Raw genomic sequence first — 25,294 nt, forward strand, 5'->3', positions numbered from 1 at the left:
TGGGTTCTGGATCTATAATAAAGGGAAAACGTTTACAAGATCAATGAAAGGAAAACCAGCTTTCGTCATGAAGGCTGTTGACAAAATCTTAGGTCCACGATCCCCCGATGGTCATAGCTTGTGCAGGGGGCGAGAAATCTATGCGTTCTTCTAAAGAGATCATCATTTGTGCAGATAGGCATCATAGGCTTGTTTGACCCACTGGAACAGGTACGCGCTTCCTCCCCGGTCCGGGTGAAGCTTCTTAAGCAAGCGACGGCTCTGCCTCCGGATTTCATCGGGCGAGGCATGCTCCTCCGCACCGATAAGTGTCTGGAACGAGCTCCCGCTCCGGCTCGGATTCTTCGGCCCCGAAGCCGATGAGCTGTCGCTGTAAGACTGATTGTAGTCCATCTGCTCGCGGGCAGGCACCTGGTTATATAAATGCCGAAGACGGGCTTCCACGTCGACCAGTGCCTGTTCCAGCCCTTCGTCGTCCGTGGGCAGCTCCGCCTCCAGATATGCGTATTCGAATTGTTGAACGAGCTTCTCGTATTCATCCATGAGATCGTTAAAACGTATCATCGAAGCTTTTGTCGCAGCGGCCAGCCTGTAGATGCGCAGCACGGAATGGATGGCCCACTCCGGCATATCCCTTGCAAAGGCATACAGTATTTTTCCCATATAGATCTCGGGAATAGGGTGATCGGAGTGGAACTCCATATATTGAAGCTGCTGCTCAGAGGTCAGCCTGCTGCCAAGCTGAACGGCCATGTGAAGCTTCAAACCTCCCTGCTTGAGCTTGACGGACCAGCCGGGAGTCAGATTCGTGAGCGCCTTCACAATCCCGATGAGATACTCATCTTCCACCACGATAAAATCAAGTGCTTCATCGGGTCGCTTCCTCCCGCTCTTCTTCACAGTCCCCGCTCCTTTCCGAGATCAGATAGCGGCACTTTGCACCGCCCTCGGCCATGCAGGCCGTCCGCTCTACATGTGCCTCAAGCAGCTCCGCGAACAAAGCCTGCTCGCAGCTGCATACCTGCGGATACAAGGATGCTATCAGCGCAACGGGGCAATTGGCTTCCTCCAGCATATATGAGCCGTCTGCCCGCCTCTCCAGCCTGACCATGTAGCCTTGCCGGTCCTGAAGCTGGGCCAACATGGCAACCCGCCTGTCCAAGCTGCGTCCTGTCATGAAGGGACGGTGTATAGAAGACAGCTTGCTCTTACGTCTGTCCAGCAGCTTGTTGACCAGCTTATCGCCGAACGTATCCTGAATGCCATCCAGCAGCTCCTTCGCCAGCTCGTCATACCCGTTCGGAAAAAAAAACTCCGCACGCTGTGATAGGCGGTATACGAAGACCGGCTTGCGGGCATTCCGCCGCTGGAAGGCGATCTCCACGTACCTGTCCTTCTGCAGGTCATGAAGATGACGCCGCACGGCCATGCCGGAGATTCCCAGCCGCTCCGATATGTCCTGGACTGTCAAAGGCTGACTCGTTTTAAGCAGAATCAACAGCTCCCGCTTCGTTGAGGACTCGCGCATTAGGCTTGCCTGCATGTTCATGCTTCTTCATCCCTTCCGGTTCGAGTGTGTGCCTGCCAGAGGCGGTGTTCCGCCTCTGGCAGGCTACGCGGTATTTCATTAACGGACCGCTTCGCTGTAACGGCGGTTCACTTCATCCCAATTGATAACCTTCCACCAGGAAGATATGAGTTCCGAGTATCCAGCTTGTTCCAACCCCCTCTTCTCCATTTTCGCGTTTGTGCACCCCCAGTGTACCTGATTGCATAAATTTTGTATATAACCAAATATTTTTCCTTAGGTAAACTTTACGTCTTGTAGTCCTATTGATACAAGGAATAATTCTGAAAAATCCATCTTGCCTAGAACCAGCAAGCTGATGTAGAATAGCTTTCAAATCCATATTTTTGCCTAAGGTAAAAATTTTTGTTTATTATAAAGTTTATTTCCTTAGGTAAAATTTAAACTCAAAACCATTAGCCTGCAGAAAGGATATTCGGTATGCATTCATCCCTCGGTACCAGCAATCGCGCAAGTAAGCTTATCCAGGAAACCAAAGGGAAACCAGTACTGCATCGCTCCCTGCTCGGCATCATCGGATTACTGGCAGCTCTGCTGGCTGCTATCGTTTTCGCCAGCTCAGTCGGACCTGTTCCGATCCCATTCGAACGAACGGCCGCTATTCTTCTGGAAAAGCTGCATCTCGCAGCGCTTACCGGCAGCGTCAGCAGCATATCGGATAGAGAACTGCTGGTCGTCTGGCAGATCCGCTTCCCCCGCGTGCTTGTCGGGGCCTTGATTGGAGCGGCGTTAGGCGTCTCGGGAGCAGCTATGCAGGGGGTGTTCCGTAATCCGCTAGTGGAGCCAGGGTACATCGGCGTGTCCAGCGGCGCAGCCGCAGGCGCCGTGTGCGCTCTGTTCTTCGGCTGGGCCGGACTCAGCAGGTGGGCATTGCCTCTATCGGCATTCATCGGCGCCGCTCTGGCCGTGCTGACGATTGTCTCCGTCTGGCGAAGCAGCCGCAGCCGTTCCATAGCCACCCTCCTCCTGCTCGGCATCGGAATCAACGCCCTGTTGTCCGCGATGATCAGCGTCCTGGTAGCCAGCTCCAATAACGAACAGGAGCTGCGCAGCATCGTGTTCTGGCTGCAGGGAGGATTGGAGGCTCGCACCTGGGACCATGTCCGGTTGATTGGACTTCCCATTATCGCTGCCTGTCTGCTGACGATCTCTTTCGGACGGCATCTAAACATGCTGATGCTGGGCGACGATCAAGCGGCAAGCTGCGGCGTAAATGTCCGCAGGACCCGCTATACGCTGCTTGCACTCGCTTCGCTGATGACCGGATCAGCGGTAGCCGTCAGCGGCATCATCGGGTTTGTCGGCCTGCTCGTTCCCCACCTCATCCGTCTCTTGGCGGGGCCGGATCACCGGTTTCTGCTGCCAGCCAGCGCACTCGGAGGCGCCCTCTTCCTCGTGCTGGCGGACGTCGTCTCGCGCATGGTGCTCCAGCCGGTGACGCTCCAGGTCGGCGTCGTCTGCGCCTGTGTTGGCGCGCCGTTATTTATCGGGCTGATTCTGCGGTCGCACCGCTGAATGCAACTTCCAGACCTTAACTTACTAACCTGTATAGGAGTGATCCCTCATGTCCAAGTCTTCATCCGCACGAATCATGAAAACATCCTGCGCACTCGGGACCGTGCTCCTGCTCTCCGCAGCCTTGGCCTCCGGATGCGGCACTGCCAAAGATCCGGGCAATGCCGCGACGACGGTGCTGCAACCTTTGTCCGGCAGTTCTCCTCAAGCGGAGCTTTTTCCCCGCACTATCGACATGGAAGGCCAAGCGATCATGATCCCGAGCAAGCCGCAGCGGATCGCCGCACTCTCGCTGGATGCAGCGGAGGCTGCACTGGAGCTGGTCGATCCCGGCCGGATGGCCGTGGTACCGAAAAGCATCGGAGACCCCTCGCTTGCCTACAGGACGGCAGAGGGCGCTCAGGTACCCGGCAAAATTGCCGGTGCGACTTCACTCGATCCTGAACAGATCCTGGCCTACCAGGCGGATCTGCTATTGATGACCAAGCTTCACGACAAGGAAAGGGAAGCCAATGAACTTCTGCTTAAGTCAGGCATCCCCATCATCTCGCTGGAATCCTGGAGCACCCTGCATGCTGTCATGAACAATATCGGCGTCATCGGCAAGTCCCTGGGAGAGGATGACAAAGCGAAGTCGATCACAGATGAAATGAGACGGAAGCAGGATCAGGTAACGAAAGCCGTCGAAGGGGCCGTCAAGCCCACCGTACTTGTAATTTCTCCACTCGGGCCGGGAACCGGACCTTATCTGATCGGCCCGTCCAACATCTCCTATGATCTAGTTCGTCTCGCAGGGGGCAATCATGCCGCAGACAGCCTCGGCTTGAAGCGAACCACGAAGGCTACCATGGAACAGATCATCAAAGCCGACCCCGACTACCTCTTGCTCGTAGAGTGGCAGGAAGGCAAGCTTGGCGACATCGAGGAAATGCTGCAGACACCGGGCTGGTCCACTCTGCAGGCGGTGCAGCATGACCGCGTGCTGCGCATGCCGGCCAGGAAGCTGCTGAACCCCAACCGCTACAATGCTGATACGCTGCAGGAAATCGCCAAACGGCTGCATCCGGACAAGTTTTGACCCGAACTCATATCCAGCTACACCTGAACCGAAAGGAGCTGACCGACTGCCATGAAAGCCGTTCTCATGCTGTCCTATGCCTCGTTGAATTCGATTGATGACTTACCCGGCTTCTATACGCATCTGTTCCACGGACAGACGCCTCTCCCGGAGATTTTGCAGGAGGCTGTCATTCGCTTCCGCTCCATCGGTACAGCCGATCCGCTCGGCTCGGTGACCGGCCGTCAAGCCGCCGCTCTGGAGAAACGGCTGAATGCCTGGACAGGGAATAACATCCGCGTCTATCAGGCGACCAAGCATACGCCTCCCTTCATCGAGGACACGATCAGACAGATCATCGTGGACGGTGCGACCCGGCTGTTTATCTTACCTGCCTCCCCGCTGTATTCGAGAACCGGAACCGCCGCCTATCATCAGCGCGTGAGAAAGGCGCTAGCCGCGAACGGCGTGACACTTCCTGTCGTAGAAGTCAATCACTGGCATCGGTTCCCGGGCATTTCGGACGCCATTGCCCTCCGGCTGCGCACCGCTGTACAGTGGCTCTCCTCAGCAAGCCGCGATCAGGCTACGGTGATCTTCACGGCGCACAGCCAGCCTGGGCTCCCGGAGGCTAATAAGGAGTTTATCCAAGCCTTCTTCGAGCTCGCCCAAGCTGTCGCCGGCCAAGCGGACTGCCGCCGCTGGCTGCTCGCTTACCGGAGCGCGGGTCCGGCAACCCAGAAGTGGCTCGGTCCCGACGTGCTGCAGATGATCGAAACGGTCGCGCTGGAAGGCGGCAAGGCAGTCATTCTATGCGACCTGCTCTCCTTGACAGAGAATGTCGAGGCCGTCTTCGACGGCAAGATCAACTGCCGGCTCAAGGCCGAAGCCTGCGGCCTTGAATTCGTCGCTGCCGAGTTTCTCAATGACGCCGCCGACTATATCGATGCGCTGACCGCGCTGATCCGCGAGCGGATCGAGCAGACGGATTCCGTTTACCCGATGTAATCAACAACAAACACCCCGCTGCTTCTTCTCTGTATCGTATACAGAGAAGAAGCAGCGGGGTTACCTGTGTGTATGTACAAATGCATGTTTTATGGCAGCCCCATGTCCATCCTGCTCCAGGCTTTATCTGCAAGAGGCTTTGCTGAAAACCTGGGCATCCATGTACATGATAGTGGAACATCACTTCGAATCCGGACGTGATTCTTCTAATGATTGCTTGGCTCTCCATGCTTCTTCAAGGGACCGAGAACCAGGTTCATCCCGTCGCAGACGCCCTGCAAGTATACGATCTTATCCTTGTCCTGAGGGACCTGGGCTGCCGTCTCGGTCAGCTTCCGGCGGAATTTGACCTCCGTCGCTTCGAGATTATGGACAAGCTCGTCCATATTGGCAGCCGCCTTCTGGCAATCGCTAAAGTCAGCTTCTGTAAACAGTTTCTTGTTGCGTCCGAGCAGTTCTTCAATAAAACTGTGAAAATCCTTCATTGAAATAGCCCCTGCCTTTCTTCATCAACTTCACCCGTAGGTTTGACCATTCGGATTGGCTTTATTCTTATTCTTCCATTTGCCGCCATATCGGCTTTCCTTTATAATAAATGAGAATGATTATCAATATTGAAGTTAGGTGATGAACCATGCCCATCCCCCCTCCTACAGATCGAGACGATAAGGATACTCCGCTTTTTCAATTTCTCGACATCAGCGAGCTTGGCGATGGCACTGACGAGTTGACCCGCCCTGCGTTTATAGAGACGTATACTCTTCTTCTCCTGACCGGCGGCCGCGGCTCGCTGACTGCCGACGGACAAGTCCATACGATGGAACCGGACAAGTGCTTGCTGCTTTCACCCGGCATGCTCGTGGAGGCCGATGAATATGAGCCCCTCGAAGGTTACCAGCTCAGGTTCGAAGCCTTGCGGCAGCAAGGCCAGACTGGAGGCGAGCGGATTTTCCAAGCGGCCGGCAATGTATTCGATTGCGGCGTGGACATTCCGAAGGCATGGTTCCGGGAATTACACCATCTGGCCCTGCCGCTAATGGAGAGCTGCAAGCTCCCGGCCGAGCAGCGCCGCCACCGGGATCAGCTATTTTTCTATAAGCTGGTGTATCAGCTAACGGACATTGTTCCGGAACAAGGCGACCCTGACTCCTGGTCCGCGATCCGGCGGACGATACAGGCGATGGAGAGCCGCTACGGAGAACCGCTGTCCCGCGACGAGCTGGCCGGGATCGCGGGCATGAGCCCCTGGCATTATTCCCATCTGTTCAAGTCGATGACCGGACTCAGTCCTCACCGCTATCTGGCCGACATCCGGCTGAGACGGGCCAAGGAGCTGCTCCGCAGAGGCCTAGGGCCGAGAGATGTCGCGATTCAGGTCGGGTTCGGCGACGACTCTCACTTCCGGCGCAAATTCAGAGAGTCGGTCGGTCTCTCGCCCTCCGCATTCGCCAGCCGCAAGCCCGAGAAGGTCGCCACCGTCAGCTACCACTATGCCGCTCATCTGCTGGCTCTAGGCATTGTACCTTATGCCGCTCCCGTCCACAGGGAACGCGAGCAGCACCGCAGCGACTACCATGATCTGATCCAGGTTCACATGCTGCGGCGCAAGCGGATGCCTGCCGAGCTCTGGCGAAGCAACATTCAAAGCCTCGCCCGCGCAAAGCCGGAGATGATCGTGTGCGACGAGCTGCTCACGAGCGAGATCGATGAGCAGCTCCGAAAAATCGCCCCGATCGCCGTAGTTCCATGGATGGGCGATCGCTGGCGCGGGCACTTCCGGCAAATCGCCGCGATTGTCGGCAAGCAGAAGGAGGTCGAACACTGGATCGCCGAATACGATCGTAGAGCAGACGAAGCGGGGACGGCTATAAGGCGCTGCATCGGAGAGCAGACCGTAGCGCTGATGCATATCATGCTCGGGGAATTACTTGTCTACGGCAAGCGCAACGGAGGGGCCGTCTTGTTCGAAGATCTGCGCCTCAGGCCGGCCTACGAGACGGATAGTATCTCCGTATTTCGCGTTCTTCCGAGGGCCGAGCTTGTCAGATTCGACGCTGATTATGTGCTGATCGTTGTCGATCAGGACCCCGCCTCGCTGATGGCTTGGGAGAAGCTGCAGCAAGAGGACGCCTGGATGGCTGTTCAGGCCGTACGCAATGGCCGGGTGAAGCTGATTCCAGAAGCGCCCTGGCTTGAGTATTCTCCATTTGCCCATGACCTGGTTCTAGAGGAGGCCCGGAGGCTCTTCGCCGGGGACTGCTGATCATCGCACAATCCGCCTTCTAAATTCCGCACAATCCTCTCTGGGCCAGGCCCCCGCGGAATGATAGAATGGAACCCATTGACTGCGAGAATCTATGCCGACCCAAGGAGGCCCTATGCGCTACAACTCTCGAACACATAAACGATGGCTCTGGACTGCCTGCTCCATGCTGATATTGCTCAGCGGATGCGGCACCCCGAAACCCGCTTCCGAGGCCTCAGTTCCGGATCAAGCTCCGCCTCCGGCTGCTTCATCGTCAGCCCTGCAAGAGCACGAGTTCAAGCATATGTACGGCACAGTTAATCTGACTTCGGCCCCCAACCGGATCGTCGCTCCCTACCTGGAGGACGCCCTGATTACACTCGGCATCAAGCCTGTAGCCAAATGGTCTTACGGCCCTCTGGTGCAGGACTACCTGGAGCCTTATCTTCAAGATGTACCCAAGCTGGACTTCACCGCCGGCCTGAACAAGGAAGCGCTGCTTGCCTTCGCCCCCGATCTGACCGTCCTGTACACGACGAATATGATGGAGAAGGAAGCTTACGAGCCATTCACCCAAATCTCGCCGACCTATGTATTCAAGGATGCCACTGTAGACTGGAGGCAAACGCTCAAGGTGGTAGGCTCCATGACCGGCACGACTGACAAAGCCGACAAGGCTATCCAGGCTTACGAGGATAAAGTCACGGATGCGAAGGCCAAGCTGCAGCCTTATGTGGCCAATAAAACCTTTGCGGTCATCCGTGCGAAGCCGAAGGAAATTCAACTGATGGATGGTTCCTTTTATAGCGGACTCGTGCTTTATTCCGATCTCGGATTGACACCGCACAAGCTGGTGAAGGAATGGAGCTGGAGCCGGGCGCAGTCTCTGTCACTAGAGAAGCTGCCGGAGCTGGATGCAGATTATATTTTCGTCCTGGTGCAAGGGGAAGCCTCCAGGCCGCTCATGCAGGAGTTTCAAACCAGTCCCCTATGGCAGAACCTCCACGCCGTAAAAAACGGCCATGTCTATGACATGCCGAGCAACTACTGGATGGCGAGCGGAGCCCTCTCCAATACAATGAAGGTCGATGACGTGCTGAAAGCGATCGTGAAATAAGAAGCATATCTGTTATCGTTGTGCATCAAGCTGCAAACCGCCGTTCTCCCCTCCCCGCATGTCTTCCGCGGGCCCGATTGCTGAAGTCGTGCGGGGATGTTTTATTTTCATCTATACTGGCGTATCGGCCTAAGCCTCCATCATGATGAAGGCTCCCTCATTAACTCCGACCATGACTTAGCCAGCCCCATCCAGCGCTCGGGTATGTCTGTTCCGGATTGGACGTACACCGAACGCAGATGCCTGGATAGCTGCCTGACCTGACCCTCGATCAGAACCTCCCGAACCTCGGACGCCTTCGCCGGAACCGCTTGACGAAGGACCGTCTTAAACTCACTCAATGGTAAGAACATGTCCGGGCTCTTCTTGTACATACAAAGCTTCGGAAACCGGGGGGAGCTTCCTGAATCGTATTTGGATAGCTTGACGTGGGAAGCATGCTCAGCAAGCAGCGTAAACGCATCGAATTCCAGCACGGCAAAGGCCTCCTCTGGCTCACGCCGTGCATAGGTCTCCATCATTTTCCGGCAATCCCGAAGTGTCGGCCACAGAAACACATGCTGGTCCAGAGTTGAACGAAACTGTTCCTGGGTGGTCGAGTCATCGAGCATACTGTCCAGTATCCGCAGATGCGCATTGATCGTCATCACGTAGTCACGATACCTCACCTGCCTGGCCCCCGTGCGGCGCTCTCCTGCCCCTTCAGGATACAAAACTCCACTTGACCACAGTGCGTCAAAATGAGCAATAGCCGGTAAATTCGCAGCTCTCGTGAAATGATATAGAAACTTTCGGTTTTTGGATTTGGTGATCGCGGCAATTAGGACATCGAGGTTCATCCGGTAGTCTCACCTTCCTCAAGACAGTTAAGATCAGTAGCTTTCCCCTTATTCGGCTGTTTCTAGTCTAGCAAAGCTCCATTTCATGTAAAAATGGATAATAAGGGGTTGTCAAGAAATGTCCGAAGGGCTGTGACGCTTTAGAGGAAGTTTTTACTCACAACTGAGTTGCTCATTGTTCAAATTGCGGTAGACAAGCCATTTCTTGAAGCCAGCCCCGTTATAAGCATAAATTCCCAAGGAAAAAAGCCAATCCATCCGCCCTCAGCGGGCATCATGAACTGGCTTGGTTTACCGTGCAGGCAGCGGACGCCAGGGCGTCAGAGTATCAGGAAGCTACCAGCAGCAGGATAATCGCAGCAATCACAACGATAATAACGATGCTCGTTATCCACAGCTTGGCACTGGATTTGCTGGGAGCTTCGCTTGCCACCGATGCAGCTGCGGTCCCTCCGCCGGCCTGATTGACAAACGTCCCGCAATACTTGCAGGCCATGGAGCCATCCGGAATCCTCTCGTTACAATGCGCACAAAATGACATCGCCATGGGTATCACTCGCATTCCATTGGATTTGGTCACGCATAGTAATGTATGCGGCTGCTCCATCGGCTCATTAATGCTTTTATTCTAATAATGATTAGCGGATACATACGCAATTTCGCTGAAAACGATATGGCTCCTGTCCATGACATAGAAACAGAGCCGTTCCAAACAGCTCGTCCCATGCCCCGTCTGCCAGCCGTTCGCGGTACCGGAGTCCCTATTAAAATGTGTTAATACTCTATGGTAGCCCTCACTCTGAGAGATTGCCCCGCATATGTTAATAGCATAAGGGGGTGATTCCAAATGGCAATCGTACTGCCGCAACAAACCTTCTCCATCGGTCCCAATATCGGCAAGTCCTACTATGAAAACTTGAACGGTGGAATTAACGCGACTGTGACCGTAAATAACAACGGTCCGGCACCGATCGACCTCGTCCTCACGCGCGTCAATGCTCCTGTCATTACGTACACGATCCCTGCCTCTTCAAGCCTGACCTTAGCCGTTGCCCGGCTGCTTGTTGCCGCTCTGCTGACTGGACCTGTCGGAACCTTCGGAACGATTCAGATCGCTACGTCTGATTTCTAGCATTGGCTTATTCCTGCCTCTAACCTTACACATGCTAAAGGTTATAGTTTTTTTCTGTTCTTCTATTTCTTTGCGGACGAGAGGCGCGAAGACAGCCTCCACCTGAGCAGCAAGACGTTCTGGCTCCAGCTCCATCTGGAAGCCGATCCGGCCAGCGCTTACGGCCATCACATCCAGCGTCTGGGCGCTGCTGTCGATGAAGGTCGGGTATAGCTTCTTCATGCCGACGGGTGAGCAGCCGCCCCGGATATAGCCCGTAGAGGGCAGCAATTCCTTGAGCGGCAGCAGCTCTACCTTCTTCACCCCCGCTGCCTTGGCTGCCACCTTCAAATCCAGCTCCTCCGCTACCGGAATGACAAATACAAACAGCTGCTTTCCCTGATGAGCCACCAGCGTTTTAAACACACGCTCTGGAGGTCGGCAGATTCGCTCGGCGACCGCAGCCCCGTGAACGGTGCCGTCCTCATGGTCATACGTCAAGATGCTATAGGATACTTTAGCCTTGTCCAGCATCCGCATCGCATTGGTTTTAACCTCTGACATCCGTATTAGCTCCGTTTCCGTCAATAGTTGATCCCACGCACAGTTATTGACCTGGTATCCACTATAGAACGCGAAGCCTCGCTTGTCCATTCCCTGCGGCAGCCCGGCGCAGCCCCAGGCATTCTGCTGAACCCGGACGAAAACCCGTTCAACCAAGAACGGGCTTCTCATACATATTTGTCAGGCTTACTTGGAAATCATCATCACATCGCGGCTATGCCGCTCCCCGGCAAATTCCAGCATCCCGGTCTCTGCGGGCTTGGGAAGCAGCGCGGGGGACACCGGATTGCCCGTATGATCCAGGTATGCCGTAACATCCACATGATCATGGTACAGGCAGATGTCATCGCTCCAGCCTTGGCCCGTAATCCGCAGTCCGGTCGCTTGCCAGGAAGCCAGCTCGATTCCTTCCTTGCGGACAGGCAAACGTTCGATGGCAATCCGGGACGCCTCCTTCGTCCCATAAGGGAGAATGACCGTTTCCCAAGCGGCCCGCCCGGTTGCAGACATCGCACGCTTGACTACCGGATTAGGATCATACTGCCCCTTCATGAAGATCAGCCCGGATTCCAGCGACAGCCGGTCCTCCTGCTCCCCTCCCGGGAAAGCCAGCAGCACGTTCGCATCGGGATGAACCGTACGGACACTCCGCCCCCTCCAGTCCGCCACCGCCTCTCCCGTCGGCAGGTGGTAGTACTGCTCATATTCATGCCGCCCTTTGGCTTCGAACAGATCCACGATCAGCCAGTAGCGGTTTTTAACAAACAGAACCTTACGGGAGTGGACGACAGGGTCTTCGTAACGGGTATAGCCATAATGGCTCGCGAACCAGTAGTCATAAGCCGTTTCACTGCGGAAATCCCAGATTTTGCAAGTTGCTGTCGGCGGGGTACTCCAATGCATGCCGCGGACATGCTGGTCCTGCCCGTCCACGACAACCGTATTATGCGCCCGGGTCGATACGACATATTTGCGTTCCTTGTTCCATTCGAACAAGCCCATCCCGGCATCCGCCACCAGCTCCCGGCCGCCCGAATAAGCAATAAAGCTCAGCGCATCGGAATGTGCATGCCCGGCGATACCGATCCCAGCCCTCATCGCCATATGCATAGCCGTCCGCTCCCAGGCCTGTCTCGCTACCAGATAGCCTCCGATAGGGAAGCAAGCCGTCGTATCTGCCGGAGGCTGAGCCTGCAGACGGTCGTATCGCTCGACCGCGTCCGGCCCCAGTCTCCAGAGCAGCGAGAACGGAAGGCGTTCCTGGCCTAAGAATTTCAGATCTCCCCGGTTCAGCAGATAGGCCCCCAGGCTCAGTATGGTACGAAGCTCGCCCACTGCGTGCACATCGGTATCTCCGAACCTGACCACCCCGCCGTCTGGAGTAAGCAGATGCTTGAATACCTCGAACATCCGCTCCAGCACCTCGCGGTATACAGCCGCCTCCATCCCCAGTCCCTGGAACAAAGAATACAGCTCGTACACGTCCCGCATCACGACGAGATGATAGTTCGGACTGCCCTCGAATTGAACGCCGTCCTCGTACACATTTTGCCGGATATAGGCCGGCATCTCACTCAGTCCGTATTCCAGCCATTCCGCCGCTTCCTTCAGCTCGGGCAGCAGCAGCGCCACCTGAATCAACCCCCGCAGCTGCATGCAAGCATGGTTGCCATGGCTCGCATGGTACCGTCGTACATACCGGGCATGCTCCTGGAACGACTTGATCATCATCATCTTGACCTCAGGTTCGAAGGAAGGAGACCGGTAGAAAGTCATGAAGGCCTCGGGCAGATTAAACATCCGTACCCCTACGGACAATGGGTCCCAGGTGCAGTGCTGCGAGCGGAAGGTATCGTCCACCGGCATCGGACAATCCAGGATAAAATGCTTCATCATCCCGTTAAAGCATGCCGCATACTTCTCATCGGAGGTGAGACAGTAAGCTCTGGATAAGTATTTCAAATACCCGAACCGGGTGAGATGCAGCTGATATTGAGAGCTGTCATGCAGCCAGCTGTTCCAATCATAGTCCCCTTCCGGGAAGACGGCTCTCCGGCCCTTGAACAGCGGGATGTCGCCCGCTACAATCCGGTCGGCCTCCTCGATCGCCTCCCTGGCCTCTTCCCCGCCATGGCTTAGCTCCCGGGCAATAGTCATCATAGCTGGCACATCGTCCGCACCGAAATAATATCGGCCCGCACTGTCCTCGCCTACAATCCGCAGGTAGGCATCTCTGGCTCCTGCCGCATCCCCCTCCGCAATGAGATTACGGACAAGCTTCATAGCCGGCCTGCCTAGATCCAGCTCCCCGCGGATAAACGCATCGTCCGTCAACAGCGGACCGGTATATCTGGGGTCGTTCCGCAGCTCCTTGTATCCTGTGGGTATCATAGGATGCACACCTTTCTATCTTGTAATCGATCATTTACTGCATCATTTTCCAGCCATCTATTCCTTGATCGAACCGAGCATAGCGCCCTGCGCAAAATATTTTTGCAGGAATGGGTACACGGCTACGATCGGAAGCATCGCGAGCAGGATCGCAGCATTCTGCACATTGGGGCCGAGATTAACAGCCAGTTGCGCGTCAATCGCGGCATCCGCCGAGATGTTGGACGCGCTGATCGCCACCATCTGCCTAAGCAGCGGCTGAATCGGCCAGCGAGTCGTATCGTTCAGATAGATGACGGCGGAGAAGAACTCGTTCCAGAATTGGACCATGAAGAACAGCGTAAAGGTCGCAATGATCGGCTTGGACAGTGGAATGACGACCAGAAACAAAATCCGGAACTCCCCAGCGCCGTCAATCCTCGCGGCTTCATCGAGACTTTCGGGCAGGCTCTGGAAGAAGGAGCGGATGACCATGATGTTAAAGGCACTGCTTGCCGCAGGCAAAACGACCGCCCAATAAGAGTCGATCAGCCCGAGATTTTTGACCACTAGATAGCTCGGAATCATCCCCCCGTGGAAGATCATCGTGAAGAAAATCATCAGCAGCAGGAACCGGCGCCCGGGCACAAACTTCTTGGACAGAGAATAGGCCAGCGTGATCGAGACAACCAGACTCAGGCATGTTCCCATGACGGTAATATAGACGGAATTTAGAATCGAAGTCATGAAGGTTTGAGCATGGAACAAGTAACTGTAGGCATCCAAGGTCCACGTCTTCGGCCAGATGAAGAAATGACCTGCCATGGAATCGGTCGGCGGGCTGAAGGACACCGCGATAATGTATAGGAATGGAAGAATGACCAGCATGCTGATCAGCAGGATAATCAGTGCCAGCACACTGTCGAACCAGGTGATGCGTGCTTTCATCGTAAGACCTCCTCCCGTTTAGAAGATACCTTCTTCTCCAAGCAGCTTAGCCACATAGTTGGCTGTCACCACCAGGATCAGACTGGCTACCGATTTGAACATGCCTACTGTGATCGCGAAGCTGTAATTGAACTGCTCCAGACCGATATGATAGACGAACAAGTCGAATACATTGGACACCTCCAGATTCAGGCTATTGGTCATCAGGAATATTTGCATGAAATTGGAGTCCAGAGAGGAGCCTAGCCGGAGCAGTAGCAAAATCACAATCGTACTCTTGATGCTCGGCAATGTAATATGCCAGATATTATGGAAGCGGTTCGCCCCGTCAACCTTGGCAGCCTCATACAGCTCAGGGTTAACCCCCGCCAGCGCAGCCAGGAATATAATCGTCCCCCAGCCCGCATCCTTCCAGATCGATTGCAGCACGATCAGCGGCCGAAACCAGTCGTTGCTGACCAGGAACAAGACATTCGTGCCGAACCATTGATCCAGATAGTAATTGATGACACCCGATGGGCCGAAGAACGAGATGGTGATGCCGTAGATGACAACCCAGGATAAGAAATGGGGCAGGTACACGATAGTCTGCGAGATTCGCTTGTACAGCTTCAACCTCAACTCGTTAAGCATGATCGAGAGCAAAATGGTAAAAGGAAAATAGATAATCAGATTGAATAAGCTGATCAGCAGCGTGTTCTTAAGCAAAATAAAAAAATCGGAGGTGCTGAAAAATTCCTTGAAATGCTCGAAGCCTACCCATGGGCTTTCCCAGATCCCGATGAAGGGGCTGTACTCCTTGAACGCCAGCAGCAACCCCCACATCGGGACGTAGTGAAAGACAATGAAATAAATAACGCCCGGCGCGGCCAGCAAATAAAAAGGCCATAGCTGCTTGAATCTGTTGAATCGTATCGTTCTCTCCAAAGCCTGGCCCTCCTTTTCCGCGGACAGGAAACAGGGGTACCCGGAAGACCCCTGTCTTCTTGTCTTTATAGGTTGTAGTGAAGCTTATTTATGGTCTTCGTTGTACTGCTCCAGCAGTTCCTTCGTGATTTGTGCACCTACGCCGTTGCTCCAGGCATCGATTTCCTTCTGGACATCCTCCCACTTGGCTTCACCCAGTACGTATTTCGTCATGACAGCGCTCATCTTCTTGTAGCTGTCCGGATTTTTGCTCGCAGCCTGGGAATTGTAGCTGAGGAACGGGTTAGGAATGCCGAACTTGCTGATTGTATCGAGAGATGCCTTTTGCACCTTCAGAATTTCGGGATTTTTGGATGTGGCGTAGACATACGGGTCCACCCGGTTTTCCAGCACGAATTGGGAGGGCTTATCCAGGTCCGCCTGCTTCTTCTGCTCCTCGGTCTGCACCGCGATTCCATTTTTCAGCTCGGTGGCATGAACCCCGATGACGCCTGTTTTCGAGAACGCCGCATTTTCCTCAGAGGCGCTGAAGTCCAGGAAGTCCACGATTTTCTGCACCTTTTCCTTCGGCACGGAGCTAGGAATGGCCCACAGTCCATAGTAACCGCCGATGACGGCTACTCCCTTGTTGCCGGAGGCGCCCTCTAGCATATCGATGATGGCAATCTCCGCATTCGGATCTGTCTGCTTCAGCTTGTCGACATTCGTTTCGGCTATGTCGCTGGTATTGCCCGCGAACGCACCGGCGACGCCGGCCAGGAACTTACTTCGAGCTTGCTGCTGGTTCTTGAGCACCGGCGCGTCCTTGTCGATCAAGCCCTTGCTCCAGGCATCCTTTTGCCAGTCGAGGAATGCCTTGAACTCCGGCGTCTGGAAGTCGCGGACAGGCTTGCCGTTATCCAGCTTCCAAGTGTTGGGCACCCCGAATGCGAACTGAACCGGGAGCACGCCCGAGAACGGGCCGGGAGAGCCAATGCCATCCACGCCGAAGATCGTATACGGAATGGTCTTGCCGCCACCCGCCGGATCCTTCTCCTTGAAGACCATTAAGGCGTGCGTCAGCTCCTCTAACGTTTTCGGAAGCGGAAGCTGATACTTATCCAGCCAATCCTTGCGAATCAGGATGCTGGCTTCTCCGCCGCCATATAGTCCGCGTGGTCTTGGAATCCCGTATACCTTGCCCTGCACCTTGGTATTGTTCCATACGGCTTCCTCGATCTGATTAATGTTTTTCGCATTTTTCAGATAGGGCGTCAGGTCGTGGAAGGCGCCCATCTTGACCAGATTCGTAAATTTATCATCCTTCCCGCCATCGAGCAGCAGCAGATCATAAGCATTGCCTGCCGATACAGCTATGGACAGCTTGTCTTTGTAGGCTTCGGAAGGAACGAAGGTCATATCGAGTTTGACATTTCCCCGCTTCTCCATATCCTCCTTCGCTTTATTGTCCTTGGCCGCCGGCGGATTCCCGAACAGAATCGTCATCGCTTTGATATCGGTAGGTGACACAGATTCCCCTGTCGCACCGGATGAAGCGGGCGGATTGGAGCCATTTCCCCCGGACTCCTCTGCTGACCCATTTTTGCCGGAGCATCCGGCGAGTGCGGACGACATGAGTACGGATGCTGCCATTACGGGTAAAAGCGCTTTCTTTACTTGCATATTTCTTCCCCCATTTCTGTTCATCAATCGTTGTGCGTTCCTTGCTTACACTTTGGATTATAGAAGAAAAGGAGCCAGGATGAACATGTCGGATTCCAGTGAAAGTGTAACCATTTTTACGATTCCATGCCCTGTGTATATCCTTAGCGCCTGGCGTTGTACTATAATCAGGTAAACGCTTGCGGAGAAATCCGGAGGCTTACAACCTAACAGACGGAAGTGTTGATGATGAGGTCACCGTTCTTCGGGTTTCTGACCCGCAGCTTCTATGTTAGGATGATCCTCGTGATGCTGGCAGTCTCCATCATCCCGCTGATTGTCCTTTCCAATATCTCCCTATCCGTATCCAGCACGACGGTAGAACAGCAGGTCAACCGGCTAAACGCGCAGCTGGTGAATCAGGTCGTCGACCGGATTGAGCTCACCATGTCGCGCTTCCGGGAGCTGAGCGAGCAGTATTCCCGGATCTCCTCGATCCAGAGCGCGCTGGTGCCGCCCATCGAGCCGTACTTCGAAGAGGTCGTCCGCAAGAAGGATCTGATCTCCGTACTCAGCACCGCTTCCGCGGTCATCGGCAATGTGGAGGGACTGCAGGTTTACTCCTCGATCACAGGAGAGGTATTGTCCTCCACCGAGGCTCCGGCACCGTTAGAGAGCTCCATGTTCAAGCCGCTGATCGAACATTTTCTGGCCTCAGGCCAGTCCGGCCTGTTTCTGGACAAGCACTCGCTTCCCGAGCTGCGGCTGCTGCAGACGTCCACCTATTATATCGGGCGGATCCCTTATGAGCCTTACGAGGAATTGAAGGGTGTCCTGCTGATTTCCATGAGCAATGCCCAGTATCAAAGCCAGATCGAGAATATTCAGCTCGGCTCCAAAGGCTCCATTTCCCTCCTCACGGAGAACGGGAATACGGTGGCCACGACCAGCAAGCTGGATCGTCAGGAGGATACCCAACGCATTCGGACAATCCTGCAGCGCTGGGCAGAGCTGGGCCGACCCGATCAGTTCGGGATGAGCGGCTCGATTATCTCAGTGAAGCAGACCGCCACCTACGACAAGTGGATCATCCTCTCAGAGATTCCATCGCGGGAGCTCACACAGAGCACGGATATGATACGTAAGACGGTCCTTTATTTCCTCGCGGTGCTGATCGCATTAGGCGCTCTGTCGGTCGTCTTCTTCGGCTACCAGCTGTATCGCCCGCTCCAGGCCGTTAAACGTCAGGTTGACGCGATCAAGATGGGCCGGTTCGATGCCCGCGTCACCCATTTTGCCAACAATGAGATCGGGGAGCTCGGCCGTATGCTCAATACGATGGCCGTCCGTATTCAGGATCTGCTCGTTGACCTGCAGGAATCGGAGGATCTGAAGCGAAGGCTCGAGATCCGGGCTCTGCAGTCGCAAATCAATCCCCACTTTATGTACAACACGCTGAATACCATTAGAATGTTCGCCATGATGAAGGATTATGAGAAAATCAATACGATCATGGGAAGACTTGTGGCCTTGCTCCGCTATTCCATGGAAAACTACGAGCAGACGGTACTCCTGCAGCAGGAGCTGGATTATCTTGAGGATTATGTTGGGCTGCTGAATATGCGATACAAGTGCCAGATCGTGCTGCACCTGGAGCTGGAGGAGCCCCTGCGCCGCATGCGGATTCCGAAGCTGAGTCTGCAGCCACTGATCGAGAATGCTGTCTTCCATGGCATCCTCCCACGCAAGGCGGACGAGGGGCATATCCGGCTCCGGGTAAGGCGAAGCGAAGATCGCGCGGATATCCTGATGGAGATTGAGGATGATGGCATCGGCATCGAAGAAGCGGGACTGGAGAAGCTCAAGGTGCATCTGCTGCACGAGGAATCCAGCGAAAATATCGGCCTGCAGAATGTGTGGATGCGCATGCGGCTTCTGTTCGGGAAGTCGACGCGGATTGAGCTGGACACCGGGCTCTACGGAGGGCTGCGCATCCGCTTCCTGCTCCCATCCGATGCGATCCAGATCAAGGAGGAAGCCCCATGACTACCTACAACGTGATCCTCGTGGAGGATGAAATTCCAGCGAGAACAATTTTTCGCCAGATGATCGAGCAGCGCTCCGATCTGCTATCGCTCGTCGGCGAAGCGGAAGACGGGCGCGACGGGCTGGAGCTGTTTCTCCTGCACAAGCCCCAGTTCCTGGTTACGGATATTACGATGCCGGGGATGAGCGGCTTGGAGATGCTCCAAGAAATTGAACAAAGCGGTCTGCCCCAGCCGCAAATTGTCATTCTGACCTGCCATCAGGATTTTCATTACGCCCAGCAGGCTATTCAGTTAAAAGCGGCCGCCTACCTGCTCAAGGATGACTGCCTAACCGATCCCGGCCTGCTGGCTAGGACACTGACGGAGCTGACCTCTAAGCTGGAATCCCAGGACGTGACCCGGGTGAAGCAGCTGGAGCTGGAGCAGAAGGTGCGGTATAACGAAATCGGCATCGAGCAGAGCCTGTTTCTGGACATGCTGCGCACGCCTGCTGCGGAGGCCAGGTGGCTCGAGAGCCTGGAGCAGGTCCGTATTCCGGTAACCGGCGGGAGGTTTAGGCTGCTGCTGCTGGAGCTGGACCGCAGCTCGCTGCGCTTTTCCATCGATCAGGTGGAGGAGCTGAAGCTGTGGCAATTTGCCGGGGTGAATGTGCTGAGAGAATTGCTGGACGACCTCGGTGCGCGGCATAAGGTTATTGCGCTGGACAAGGGGCGCTTCTTCGCGTTCTACGCGGAGGAACGGGCGACGGACACCCATCCGCTGCCGGAGCAAGTGCAGCAGTCCTTTGCCCTGTATCTGAAAATGAACAGCTTCGCCGTGGAATGCAGCTTCGACCAAGGAGACGGCAGCCGATCCGAATACGTGAAGAAGCTGGCCTCTGCGCCGTACCCATTCTTCTATCACAACGTGTCGAGCGTAAGCATCAGCGACTGGGAGAGTCTGAACCAGTTCCAACACATCCCCGAGTCCCTTAGCCGTTTCTGGATGAAGGTGCTTAAGCAAGCGCTGCTGGAGCCTCACCGCAGTGCGGCCACGCTGGAGCAGGAACGAACCTCCTTCTACCGGCAGGCTATGGAGCATGGATGGGACCCGGAGCAGATCAAATCCCTGTATCTAAGGGTCTTCCTTGACATCAGCCACTTTACGCCGGATGCGGAGGGCGGAGCGGACCTGAAGGCGGCCTTCCGCAAGAAGCTGGAGCAGTGCCAGACCTTTGCCTCCGTTCATCAGTCGACGTTTGCGTATTTCCGCAAGCTGCAGCAGCTTCAGGGGGACGGGAACAAAATCGATGCCTCGATCGCCCGCATCATCGGACGCATGCATGAGGATCTGAGTTATCCCTATAAGCTCGAGGATTTGGCGGCCTCGATCAACTATAGCGTCCCTTACTTCAGCAGCATGTTCAAGAAAACGGCCGGCGTGAGCTTCATTCAGTATTTGACCCGCCAGCGGATCGAGAAGGCCAAGCTCCTGCTGCTGACCACGGACCAGAAAACCTTCGAGATCGCCGAAGCGATCGGCTTCGAAAACTACCGTTCCTTCAACCGGATTTTCAAGAAAGAAACCGGCATCACGCCCTCTGATTACCGCAGAATGAGTGCCGTGGCGGAGACGCTGTAACCTGCAAAAAGGTCATGTGCCGGCACATACAGCTTAGCCTTAGCCGAGCATACAAATAACCGCCCGAATCACTCCGGGCGGTTCCGCTTCATATACGCTTCAGTCCATGCTTACGCATGGAAATCCGTTCCATCCAGCACTTCCTTCACATACCCCGCACGGATCGTGAAGTCGCCGAAGTGCTCCCCTTCCTTCCGTTCCTTCGCATACTGAGCGAAGAGCGCTCCCAAGGTGTCAAGGATCTCAGCTTCGCCGATGTTCTCCTTGTACAGCTTGTTCAGCCGGTTGCCGGAGAAGCCGCCGCCCAGGTACAGGTTGTACTTGCCGGGCGCCTTGCCGATGAAGGAGACCTCCGCCAGCATCGGACGCGCGCAGCCGTTCGGGCAGCCGGTCATCCGGATGACGATCTCCTCCTGGCGCAAGCCGTTCTCATCCAGCAGCAGATCGAGCTTGGTCAGCAGCTCAGGCAGATAGCGCTCCGCCTCCGCCATCGCCATCCCACAGGTCGGCAATGCCACGCAGGCCATCGCGTTCCGGCGCAAAGCGGAATGATGCGCTCCGTCATCCAGCTGATAGAGATCGATCAGCTTCTCGACTCTTTTCTTCTTGGCCGCCGGAACGTTGCCGATAATCAGGTTCTGGTTGGCGGTCAGCCGGAAATCTCCCGTGTGGATCTTGGCGATCTCACGCAGCCCGGTCATGAGCTGGTAGTCCCCTTCATCCTTCACGCGTCCATTCTCGATGAATAGCGTGAAATGCCACTTGCCGTTGCTTCCTTTCACCCAGCCGTAACGGTCGCCGTGATGCTCGAAGTGATAAGGACGAGCATCCTCCAGCTGCCAGCCCAGGCGGGATGTCAGCTCATCGACAAACCATTGAAGTCCCCGGTCATCGATCGTGTACTTGAAGCGCGCATGCTTGCGGACGGCGCGGTCGCCGTAATCGCGTTGGATCGTAACCGTCTTCTCCGCCACGTCAATAACCTGCTCCGGCGTGCAGAAGCCGATGACTTTGGATACCTGCGGATAGGTCGCCGTATCGCCATGCGTCATCCCCATGCCACCGCCTACCGCGACATTGAAGCCCTTCAGACGTCCGTCCTCAACGATCGCGATGAAGCCCAGATCCTGCGAGAATACGTCCACATCATTGGACGGTGGAACGGCTACCCCGATCTTGAACTTACGAGGCAGATAGACCGGTCCGTAGATTGGCTCCTGCTCGGCTCCTTCCTGGCTGTCCACGATCTTCTCTCCATCGAGCCAAATCTCATGATAGGCCCGGGTATGCGGGTCGAGATGGCTGCTGATCCGGCTGGACCACTCATACACTTCGGCATGAACCTCGGATTGGAACGGGTTCGGGTTGCACATCACGTTGCGGTTCACGTCGCCACAGGCGGCCAGCGTGCTCAGCAGCGAGTCATTGACCTCGCGGATCGTGCTTTTCAGATTCCACTTAATCACACCATGAAGCTGGAAGGATTGCCGTGTCGTCAGGCGAATCGTGCCGTTCGCATATTTCTGGGCGACCCGGTCCATCATCAGCCACTGCTCGGGGGTGACAACACCTCCGGCCGCACGTACGCGCAGCATGAATTGGAAAGCAGGCTCCAGCTTCTGCTTATTGCGCTCGTTGCGCAAGTCCCGGTCATCCTGCATATAGCTGCCGTGGAACTTCATCAGCCGATTGTCCAGCTCGGGAATGGAACCGGTGATCCGGTCCTGCAGCGTCTCAACCAAGCTGCCCCGGAGATAGTTGCTCCGGCGCTTCAACTCTTCAACATCGCTATGGGTAGCCGGATTGGAACCGGAAATTAAGTTAGTAGCCATGGTGGGTATCCCACTCCTCTCGTTCTATATCCAGCGATTAATAAACATCACGCTGGTAGCGTTTCTCCTGCTGCAGCCGGGCCAGATAATCTGCGGCCGCTTCTGCACTCAGACCGCCCTCCTGCTGGAGGATCGCAGCCAAGGCTGCGTGCACGTCATGAGCCATCTTCTTCTCATCGCCGCACACGTAGACGCTCGCACCTTCCTGCAGCCACTGGTAGAGCTCCTTGCTCTTCTCCAGCATCCGGTGCTGCACATACACCTTCTGATCGGTATCGCGGGAGAAAGCCACGTCCATATGCGTCAGCACACCGTCCTTCAGCCAACGCTGCCATTCCAATTGATAGAGGAAATCGGTAGCAAAGTGCTGGTCACCGTAGAACAGCCAGGACTTGCCCCGAGCTCCCGTTTCTTCACGATCGGCGAGGAAGGCTCTGAATGGAGCGACGCCCGTGCCCGGCCCGATCATAATGATCGGCGCATCCGGATTGTCAGGCAGCTTGAAGTTCGGATTCTGCTGCACGAATACCGGCAGCGCCGAACCGGATTCCGCACGCTCTGCCAGATGCACGGAGCATACGCCGTATCTCTCGCGCCCGCGGGCTTCATAGCGCACGGCGCGAACGGTGACATGCACCTCGTCCGGAGTCGCCTTGGGGCTGCTCGCAATCGAGTACAGACGGGCCGGAAGCTTCCGCAGCACTGCGACAAACTCTGCCGCAGGTACGCCCTTGAGAGCAAAATCTTGCACCAGATCCAGCAAGTCCCGCTCGTTCAGGTAGGCCCGCAGCTCCTGCTCACGCCCCGCTCCCAGCAGCCCGGCCAGCGCTTCATTGGAAGTCAGCTTCGCGAGCTGCTCGACAAGCGGCTTGGTTAGAACGGTAATCTCATAATGACGGAGCAGCGCTTCGCGCAAGGCAAGCTTCTCGCCGCTCTTCGGGGCGGACACTTGCTCAGACGCGCTCCAGCCCATAGCCTCAATCAGCTCATCGACCAGACGGGGATGGTTTTCCGGGTAAATCCCGATGCTGTCTCCCGGCTCATATTGAAGATTCGAGCCCTCCAGCGAGATCTCCAGATGACGGGTCTCCCGGTCGGAGCCTCGGCCGTTCAAATTCAGATTTTCCAGCACCTCTGCCTGGAAGGGGTTGGATCTGGAATATTCCGACTCCGCTGCGCTCAGCGAAGACTGTCCGGATGCAGCTGTAGATGCCGTTACAGGCGCTGACGCTGAGGCCCCCTGCAGAGCTTGAAGCACCTTCTCCGTCCATTGTCCGGCAGGCTCGTCGTAATCGACATCGCAATCCACACGATCCGTCAGGCGCTTGCCGCCCAGCTCCTCCAGACGCTTGTCGAAATCCTTACCCGTCTGGCAGAAAAATTCATAGGACGTATCGCCCAAGCTAAGTACGGAATACGACAAGCCCTCCAGACGGGGGGCCCGCTTGCTGTGCAGGAATTCATGGAAGGAAATCGCATTGTCCGGCGGCTCGCCTTCGCCATGCGTACTGACGAGAATGAGAAGGTTTTCAATCTTCTTTAGTCCGTTCGTCTTGAAATCCCCCATAGAGGACAAGGAAACCTGGAAGCCTTGCTCCCCAAGCTTCTTCGAAAGCTTCTTCGCCAATCCGCTGCAGTTGCCGGTCTGTGAGCCGAAAAGCACCGTTACTTCCCGGGATACCGGTAGGGCCGGTACCTCAGCCTGAACGGCTGACGGTGCAGGTGCCGCAGCAACCGGCGCGGCCGCTGGCGCGGAGGACGCTGCGAATGACTGTGCCGCCAGATAGCCGCCCAGCCAGACCCGTTGTCCTTCTGTTAATGTAGGCAGAAGGCGATTAAGCAGCTCTGCTTGTTCTTGTGTAAAAGGACTGTTCGTTACGTGTAATTCCACCGAATAACCCACCTCGCATGGCATGCAATAATAATGTACCCATTGGGGTACATGCTTCTTTCATCTTACTATAAACCCTACCATCCAGGGATGCATAGGTCAATTAGAGTAATCTTATGACTTTCATCAGACTTTCTGATAAAACGTCAAATGATGTCGAATCCCTTCGTGCACAGCCGCTTTTCCAGGATACGCCGCCCGCTTTGCATCCAACATTTTATGCAAATTATGTCTTTGGTCCCTTGGCTTGTACAATTCTGCATGTATAATTACAAGAAACTGGACATGGAGTGATCACAGCCAATGAAGAAAAAAGTTGTCGCGTCTATTCTGGGAGCCTCCTTGCTGCTGAACGCAGGCGCTTTGGCGCTGGCCGCCACTAACCTGGAAGAAATCAAAGCTTATCTGAACCACGATCTGAAGGTCAAAGTTGACGGAAAGCCGGTTCAGCTTCAAGATGAGCAAGGTAAAGTCGTGGAACCTATCACTTATGAAGGCAATACCTATCTGCCGGTACGCGCGATCGCCAACGCCCTGGGTGTAGGCGTAGATTACGATGCGGCTTCCAGCACCGTGCTGCTCGGCGTCAAGGCCGACGGCGTCGCCGTATCGTCAGAGAGCTTCGATAACGTGTACTTGTCCAAGGACAAAAATGATACGACTTATAAAGGTAAGGATTATCAAGAGGTCCTGATCAACAAAGACAGCAACGGCAGCTTCACGCTATATCCGAAGAAAAAGTTTACGAAGCTATACCTGCAGGTAGCTGCGCTCGGCAGCGACATTGAAGAGATTCAAATCAAGGACAGCGATTCGTTCGCTTTGCTAAAAAAAGATACGGTTTCCATCAACGACGGGCTGAAAACGATCGAGGTTGACATTGCAGGCGCCGAAAGCCTCTACATTAATATCACGACCCAAAAAGGCGGCGGCTTCTTCGTTCCGCTGACGTCCTCCAGCTACAAGTAATAAG

General features: G+C 55.3%; 21 protein-coding genes. 9 read left to right on the forward strand and 12 right to left on the reverse strand.

The window, feature by feature from the left end; translation table 11 throughout:
* Positions 1-162: 162 nt before the first annotated feature.
* Both WMW72_RS04925 and WMW72_RS04930 read right to left on the reverse strand, forming a co-directional pair.
* Positions 163-900: a J domain-containing protein gene (locus WMW72_RS04925; RefSeq protein WP_341414305.1), complete on the reverse strand. Its 738-nt coding sequence runs from the start codon at positions 898-900 to the stop codon at positions 163-165.
* Complete coding sequence (locus WMW72_RS04930; RefSeq protein ID WP_341414306.1) at positions 869-1,549, reverse strand: helix-turn-helix transcriptional regulator; 681 nt, start codon at positions 1,547-1,549, stop codon at positions 869-871. Before WMW72_RS04930 ends, WMW72_RS04925 begins: the two co-directional genes overlap by 32 nt.
* Before the next feature lie 459 nt (positions 1,550-2,008).
* On the opposite strand from WMW72_RS04930, the gene WMW72_RS04935 reads away from it, so the two are divergent.
* Genes WMW72_RS04935 through WMW72_RS04945 form a run of 3 tightly spaced genes read left to right on the forward strand, consistent with a single transcriptional unit; the run spans position 2,009 to position 5,168 of the window.
* Entirely contained in the window at positions 2,009-3,103 is a 1,095-nt protein-coding gene (locus WMW72_RS04935) for a FecCD family ABC transporter permease (RefSeq protein WP_341414307.1), read from the forward strand.
* Positions 3,104-3,152: 49 nt separating this feature from the next.
* Complete coding sequence (locus WMW72_RS04940; protein ID WP_341414308.1) at positions 3,153-4,181, forward strand: ABC transporter substrate-binding protein; 1,029 nt, start codon at positions 3,153-3,155, stop codon at positions 4,179-4,181.
* Positions 4,182-4,232: 51 nt separating this feature from the next.
* Positions 4,233-5,168, forward strand: coding sequence for a ferrochelatase (locus WMW72_RS04945; RefSeq protein WP_341414309.1), 936 nt, complete (start codon positions 4,233-4,235; stop codon positions 5,166-5,168).
* A 206-nt stretch (positions 5,169-5,374) separates the two neighbouring features.
* On the opposite strand, the gene WMW72_RS04950 is transcribed toward WMW72_RS04945, so the two are convergent.
* Entirely contained in the window at positions 5,375-5,653 is a 279-nt protein-coding gene (locus WMW72_RS04950) for a hypothetical protein (RefSeq protein ID WP_341414310.1), read from the reverse strand.
* A gap of 149 nt (positions 5,654-5,802) precedes the next feature.
* Between WMW72_RS04950 and WMW72_RS04955 the strand changes: the two genes are divergently transcribed.
* Positions 5,803-7,431, forward strand: coding sequence for a helix-turn-helix domain-containing protein (locus WMW72_RS04955; RefSeq protein WP_341414311.1), 1,629 nt, complete (start codon positions 5,803-5,805; stop codon positions 7,429-7,431).
* A gap of 166 nt (positions 7,432-7,597) precedes the next feature.
* Complete coding sequence (locus WMW72_RS04960; RefSeq protein WP_341414312.1) at positions 7,598-8,530, forward strand: ABC transporter substrate-binding protein; 933 nt, start codon at positions 7,598-7,600, stop codon at positions 8,528-8,530.
* Positions 8,531-8,670: 140 nt separating this feature from the next.
* On the opposite strand, the gene WMW72_RS04965 is transcribed toward WMW72_RS04960, so the two are convergent.
* Positions 8,671-9,369 carry a DUF7002 family protein gene (locus tag WMW72_RS04965; RefSeq protein WP_341414313.1) on the reverse strand — a complete coding sequence of 233 codons (699 nt, stop codon included), beginning with the start codon at positions 9,367-9,369 and terminating at the stop codon, positions 8,671-8,673.
* Between the two features lie 328 nt (positions 9,370-9,697).
* Positions 9,698-9,865, reverse strand: a complete 168-nt coding sequence (locus WMW72_RS04970) for a hypothetical protein (RefSeq protein WP_341414314.1) — start codon at positions 9,863-9,865, stop codon at positions 9,698-9,700.
* Positions 9,866-10,216: 351 nt separating this feature from the next.
* Between WMW72_RS04970 and WMW72_RS04975 the strand changes: the two genes are divergently transcribed.
* Positions 10,217-10,501: a hypothetical protein gene (locus tag WMW72_RS04975; RefSeq protein WP_341414315.1), complete on the forward strand. Its 285-nt coding sequence runs from the start codon at positions 10,217-10,219 to the stop codon at positions 10,499-10,501.
* Here the strand turns inward: WMW72_RS04975 and ybaK are convergent.
* The 5 genes from ybaK to WMW72_RS05000 all read right to left on the reverse strand — a co-directional run bounded on the left by ybaK (position 10,412) and on the right by WMW72_RS05000 (position 16,921).
* Positions 10,412-11,215 carry a Cys-tRNA(Pro) deacylase gene (gene ybaK / locus WMW72_RS04980; RefSeq protein WP_341414316.1) on the reverse strand — a complete coding sequence of 268 codons (804 nt, stop codon included), beginning with the start codon at positions 11,213-11,215 and terminating at the stop codon, positions 10,412-10,414. The genes WMW72_RS04975 and ybaK overlap by 90 nt on opposite strands.
* Before the next feature lie 15 nt (positions 11,216-11,230).
* Entirely contained in the window at positions 11,231-13,435 is a 2,205-nt protein-coding gene (locus WMW72_RS04985) for an alginate lyase family protein (protein ID WP_341414317.1), read from the reverse strand.
* Positions 13,436-13,492: 57 nt separating this feature from the next.
* A complete protein-coding gene (locus WMW72_RS04990) occupies positions 13,493-14,362 on the reverse strand; it encodes a carbohydrate ABC transporter permease (protein WP_341414318.1) in 870 nt (289 codons plus the stop codon).
* Between the two features lie 18 nt (positions 14,363-14,380).
* Positions 14,381-15,289: an ABC transporter permease gene (locus WMW72_RS04995; protein ID WP_341414319.1), complete on the reverse strand. Its 909-nt coding sequence runs from the start codon at positions 15,287-15,289 to the stop codon at positions 14,381-14,383.
* A gap of 84 nt (positions 15,290-15,373) precedes the next feature.
* Entirely contained in the window at positions 15,374-16,921 is a 1,548-nt protein-coding gene (locus WMW72_RS05000; protein WP_341414320.1) for an extracellular solute-binding protein, read from the reverse strand.
* Between the two features lie 255 nt (positions 16,922-17,176).
* Here WMW72_RS05000 and WMW72_RS05005 point away from each other — a divergent pair, with 255 nt between their 5' ends.
* Positions 17,177-18,976, forward strand: coding sequence for a cache domain-containing sensor histidine kinase (locus tag WMW72_RS05005; RefSeq protein ID WP_341414321.1), 1,800 nt, complete (start codon positions 17,177-17,179; stop codon positions 18,974-18,976).
* Complete coding sequence (locus tag WMW72_RS05010) at positions 18,973-20,598, forward strand: response regulator (protein WP_341414322.1); 1,626 nt, start codon at positions 18,973-18,975, stop codon at positions 20,596-20,598. The genes WMW72_RS05005 and WMW72_RS05010 overlap by 4 nt, the downstream gene beginning before the upstream one ends.
* A gap of 110 nt (positions 20,599-20,708) precedes the next feature.
* On the opposite strand, the gene cysI is transcribed toward WMW72_RS05010, so the two are convergent.
* Positions 20,709-22,430, reverse strand: coding sequence for an assimilatory sulfite reductase (NADPH) hemoprotein subunit (gene cysI, locus WMW72_RS05015; protein ID WP_341414323.1), 1,722 nt, complete (start codon positions 22,428-22,430; stop codon positions 20,709-20,711).
* A 37-nt stretch (positions 22,431-22,467) separates the two neighbouring features.
* Positions 22,468-24,321 (reverse strand): assimilatory sulfite reductase (NADPH) flavoprotein subunit, encoded by a 1,854-nt coding sequence (locus WMW72_RS05020; protein WP_341414324.1) that lies wholly within the window; start codon positions 24,319-24,321, stop codon positions 22,468-22,470.
* Between the two features lie 303 nt (positions 24,322-24,624).
* On the opposite strand from WMW72_RS05020, the gene WMW72_RS05025 reads away from it, so the two are divergent.
* A complete protein-coding gene (locus WMW72_RS05025) occupies positions 24,625-25,290 on the forward strand; it encodes a stalk domain-containing protein (RefSeq protein WP_341414325.1) in 666 nt (221 codons plus the stop codon).
* Positions 25,291-25,294 lie beyond the last annotated feature (4 nt).

Source organism: Paenibacillus filicis (assembly GCF_038070315.1).
GTDB lineage: Bacteria > Bacillota > Bacilli > Paenibacillales > NBRC-103111 > Paenibacillus_G > Paenibacillus_G filicis.

What these genes read in the sequence shown, in the direction of transcription:
- WMW72_RS04930 (WP_341414306.1), bottom strand. Translation starts at nt 1,549, where the DNA reads ATGAACATGCAGGCAAGCCTAATGCGCGAGTCCTCAACGAAGCGGGAG.
- WMW72_RS04935 (WP_341414307.1), top strand. Translation starts at nt 2,009, where the DNA reads ATGCATTCATCCCTCGGTACCAGCAATCGCGCAAGTAAGCTTATCCAG.
- WMW72_RS04940 (WP_341414308.1), top strand. Translation starts at nt 3,153, where the DNA reads ATGTCCAAGTCTTCATCCGCACGAATCATGAAAACATCCTGCGCACTC.
- WMW72_RS04945 (WP_341414309.1), top strand. Translation starts at nt 4,233, where the DNA reads ATGAAAGCCGTTCTCATGCTGTCCTATGCCTCGTTGAATTCGATTGAT.
- WMW72_RS04950 (WP_341414310.1), bottom strand. Translation starts at nt 5,653, where the DNA reads ATGAAGGATTTTCACAGTTTTATTGAAGAACTGCTCGGACGCAACAAG.
- WMW72_RS04955 (WP_341414311.1), top strand. Translation starts at nt 5,803, where the DNA reads ATGCCCATCCCCCCTCCTACAGATCGAGACGATAAGGATACTCCGCTT.
- WMW72_RS04960 (WP_341414312.1), top strand. Translation starts at nt 7,598, where the DNA reads ATGCTGATATTGCTCAGCGGATGCGGCACCCCGAAACCCGCTTCCGAG.
- WMW72_RS04965 (WP_341414313.1), bottom strand. Translation starts at nt 9,369, where the DNA reads ATGAACCTCGATGTCCTAATTGCCGCGATCACCAAATCCAAAAACCGA.
- WMW72_RS04970 (WP_341414314.1), bottom strand. Translation starts at nt 9,865, where the DNA reads ATGGCCTGCAAGTATTGCGGGACGTTTGTCAATCAGGCCGGCGGAGGG.
- WMW72_RS04975 (WP_341414315.1), top strand. Translation starts at nt 10,217, where the DNA reads ATGGCAATCGTACTGCCGCAACAAACCTTCTCCATCGGTCCCAATATC.
- ybaK (WP_341414316.1), bottom strand. Translation starts at nt 11,215, where the DNA reads ATGAGAAGCCCGTTCTTGGTTGAACGGGTTTTCGTCCGGGTTCAGCAG.
- WMW72_RS04985 (WP_341414317.1), bottom strand. Translation starts at nt 13,435, where the DNA reads ATGATACCCACAGGATACAAGGAGCTGCGGAACGACCCCAGATATACC.
- WMW72_RS04990 (WP_341414318.1), bottom strand. Translation starts at nt 14,362, where the DNA reads ATGAAAGCACGCATCACCTGGTTCGACAGTGTGCTGGCACTGATTATC.
- WMW72_RS05000 (WP_341414320.1), bottom strand. Translation starts at nt 16,921, where the DNA reads ATGGCAGCATCCGTACTCATGTCGTCCGCACTCGCCGGATGCTCCGGC.
- WMW72_RS05005 (WP_341414321.1), top strand. Translation starts at nt 17,177, where the DNA reads ATGATGAGGTCACCGTTCTTCGGGTTTCTGACCCGCAGCTTCTATGTT.
- WMW72_RS05010 (WP_341414322.1), top strand. Translation starts at nt 18,973, where the DNA reads ATGACTACCTACAACGTGATCCTCGTGGAGGATGAAATTCCAGCGAGA.
- cysI (WP_341414323.1), bottom strand. Translation starts at nt 22,430, where the DNA reads ATGGCTACTAACTTAATTTCCGGTTCCAATCCGGCTACCCATAGCGAT.
- WMW72_RS05025 (WP_341414325.1), top strand. Translation starts at nt 24,625, where the DNA reads ATGAAGAAAAAAGTTGTCGCGTCTATTCTGGGAGCCTCCTTGCTGCTG.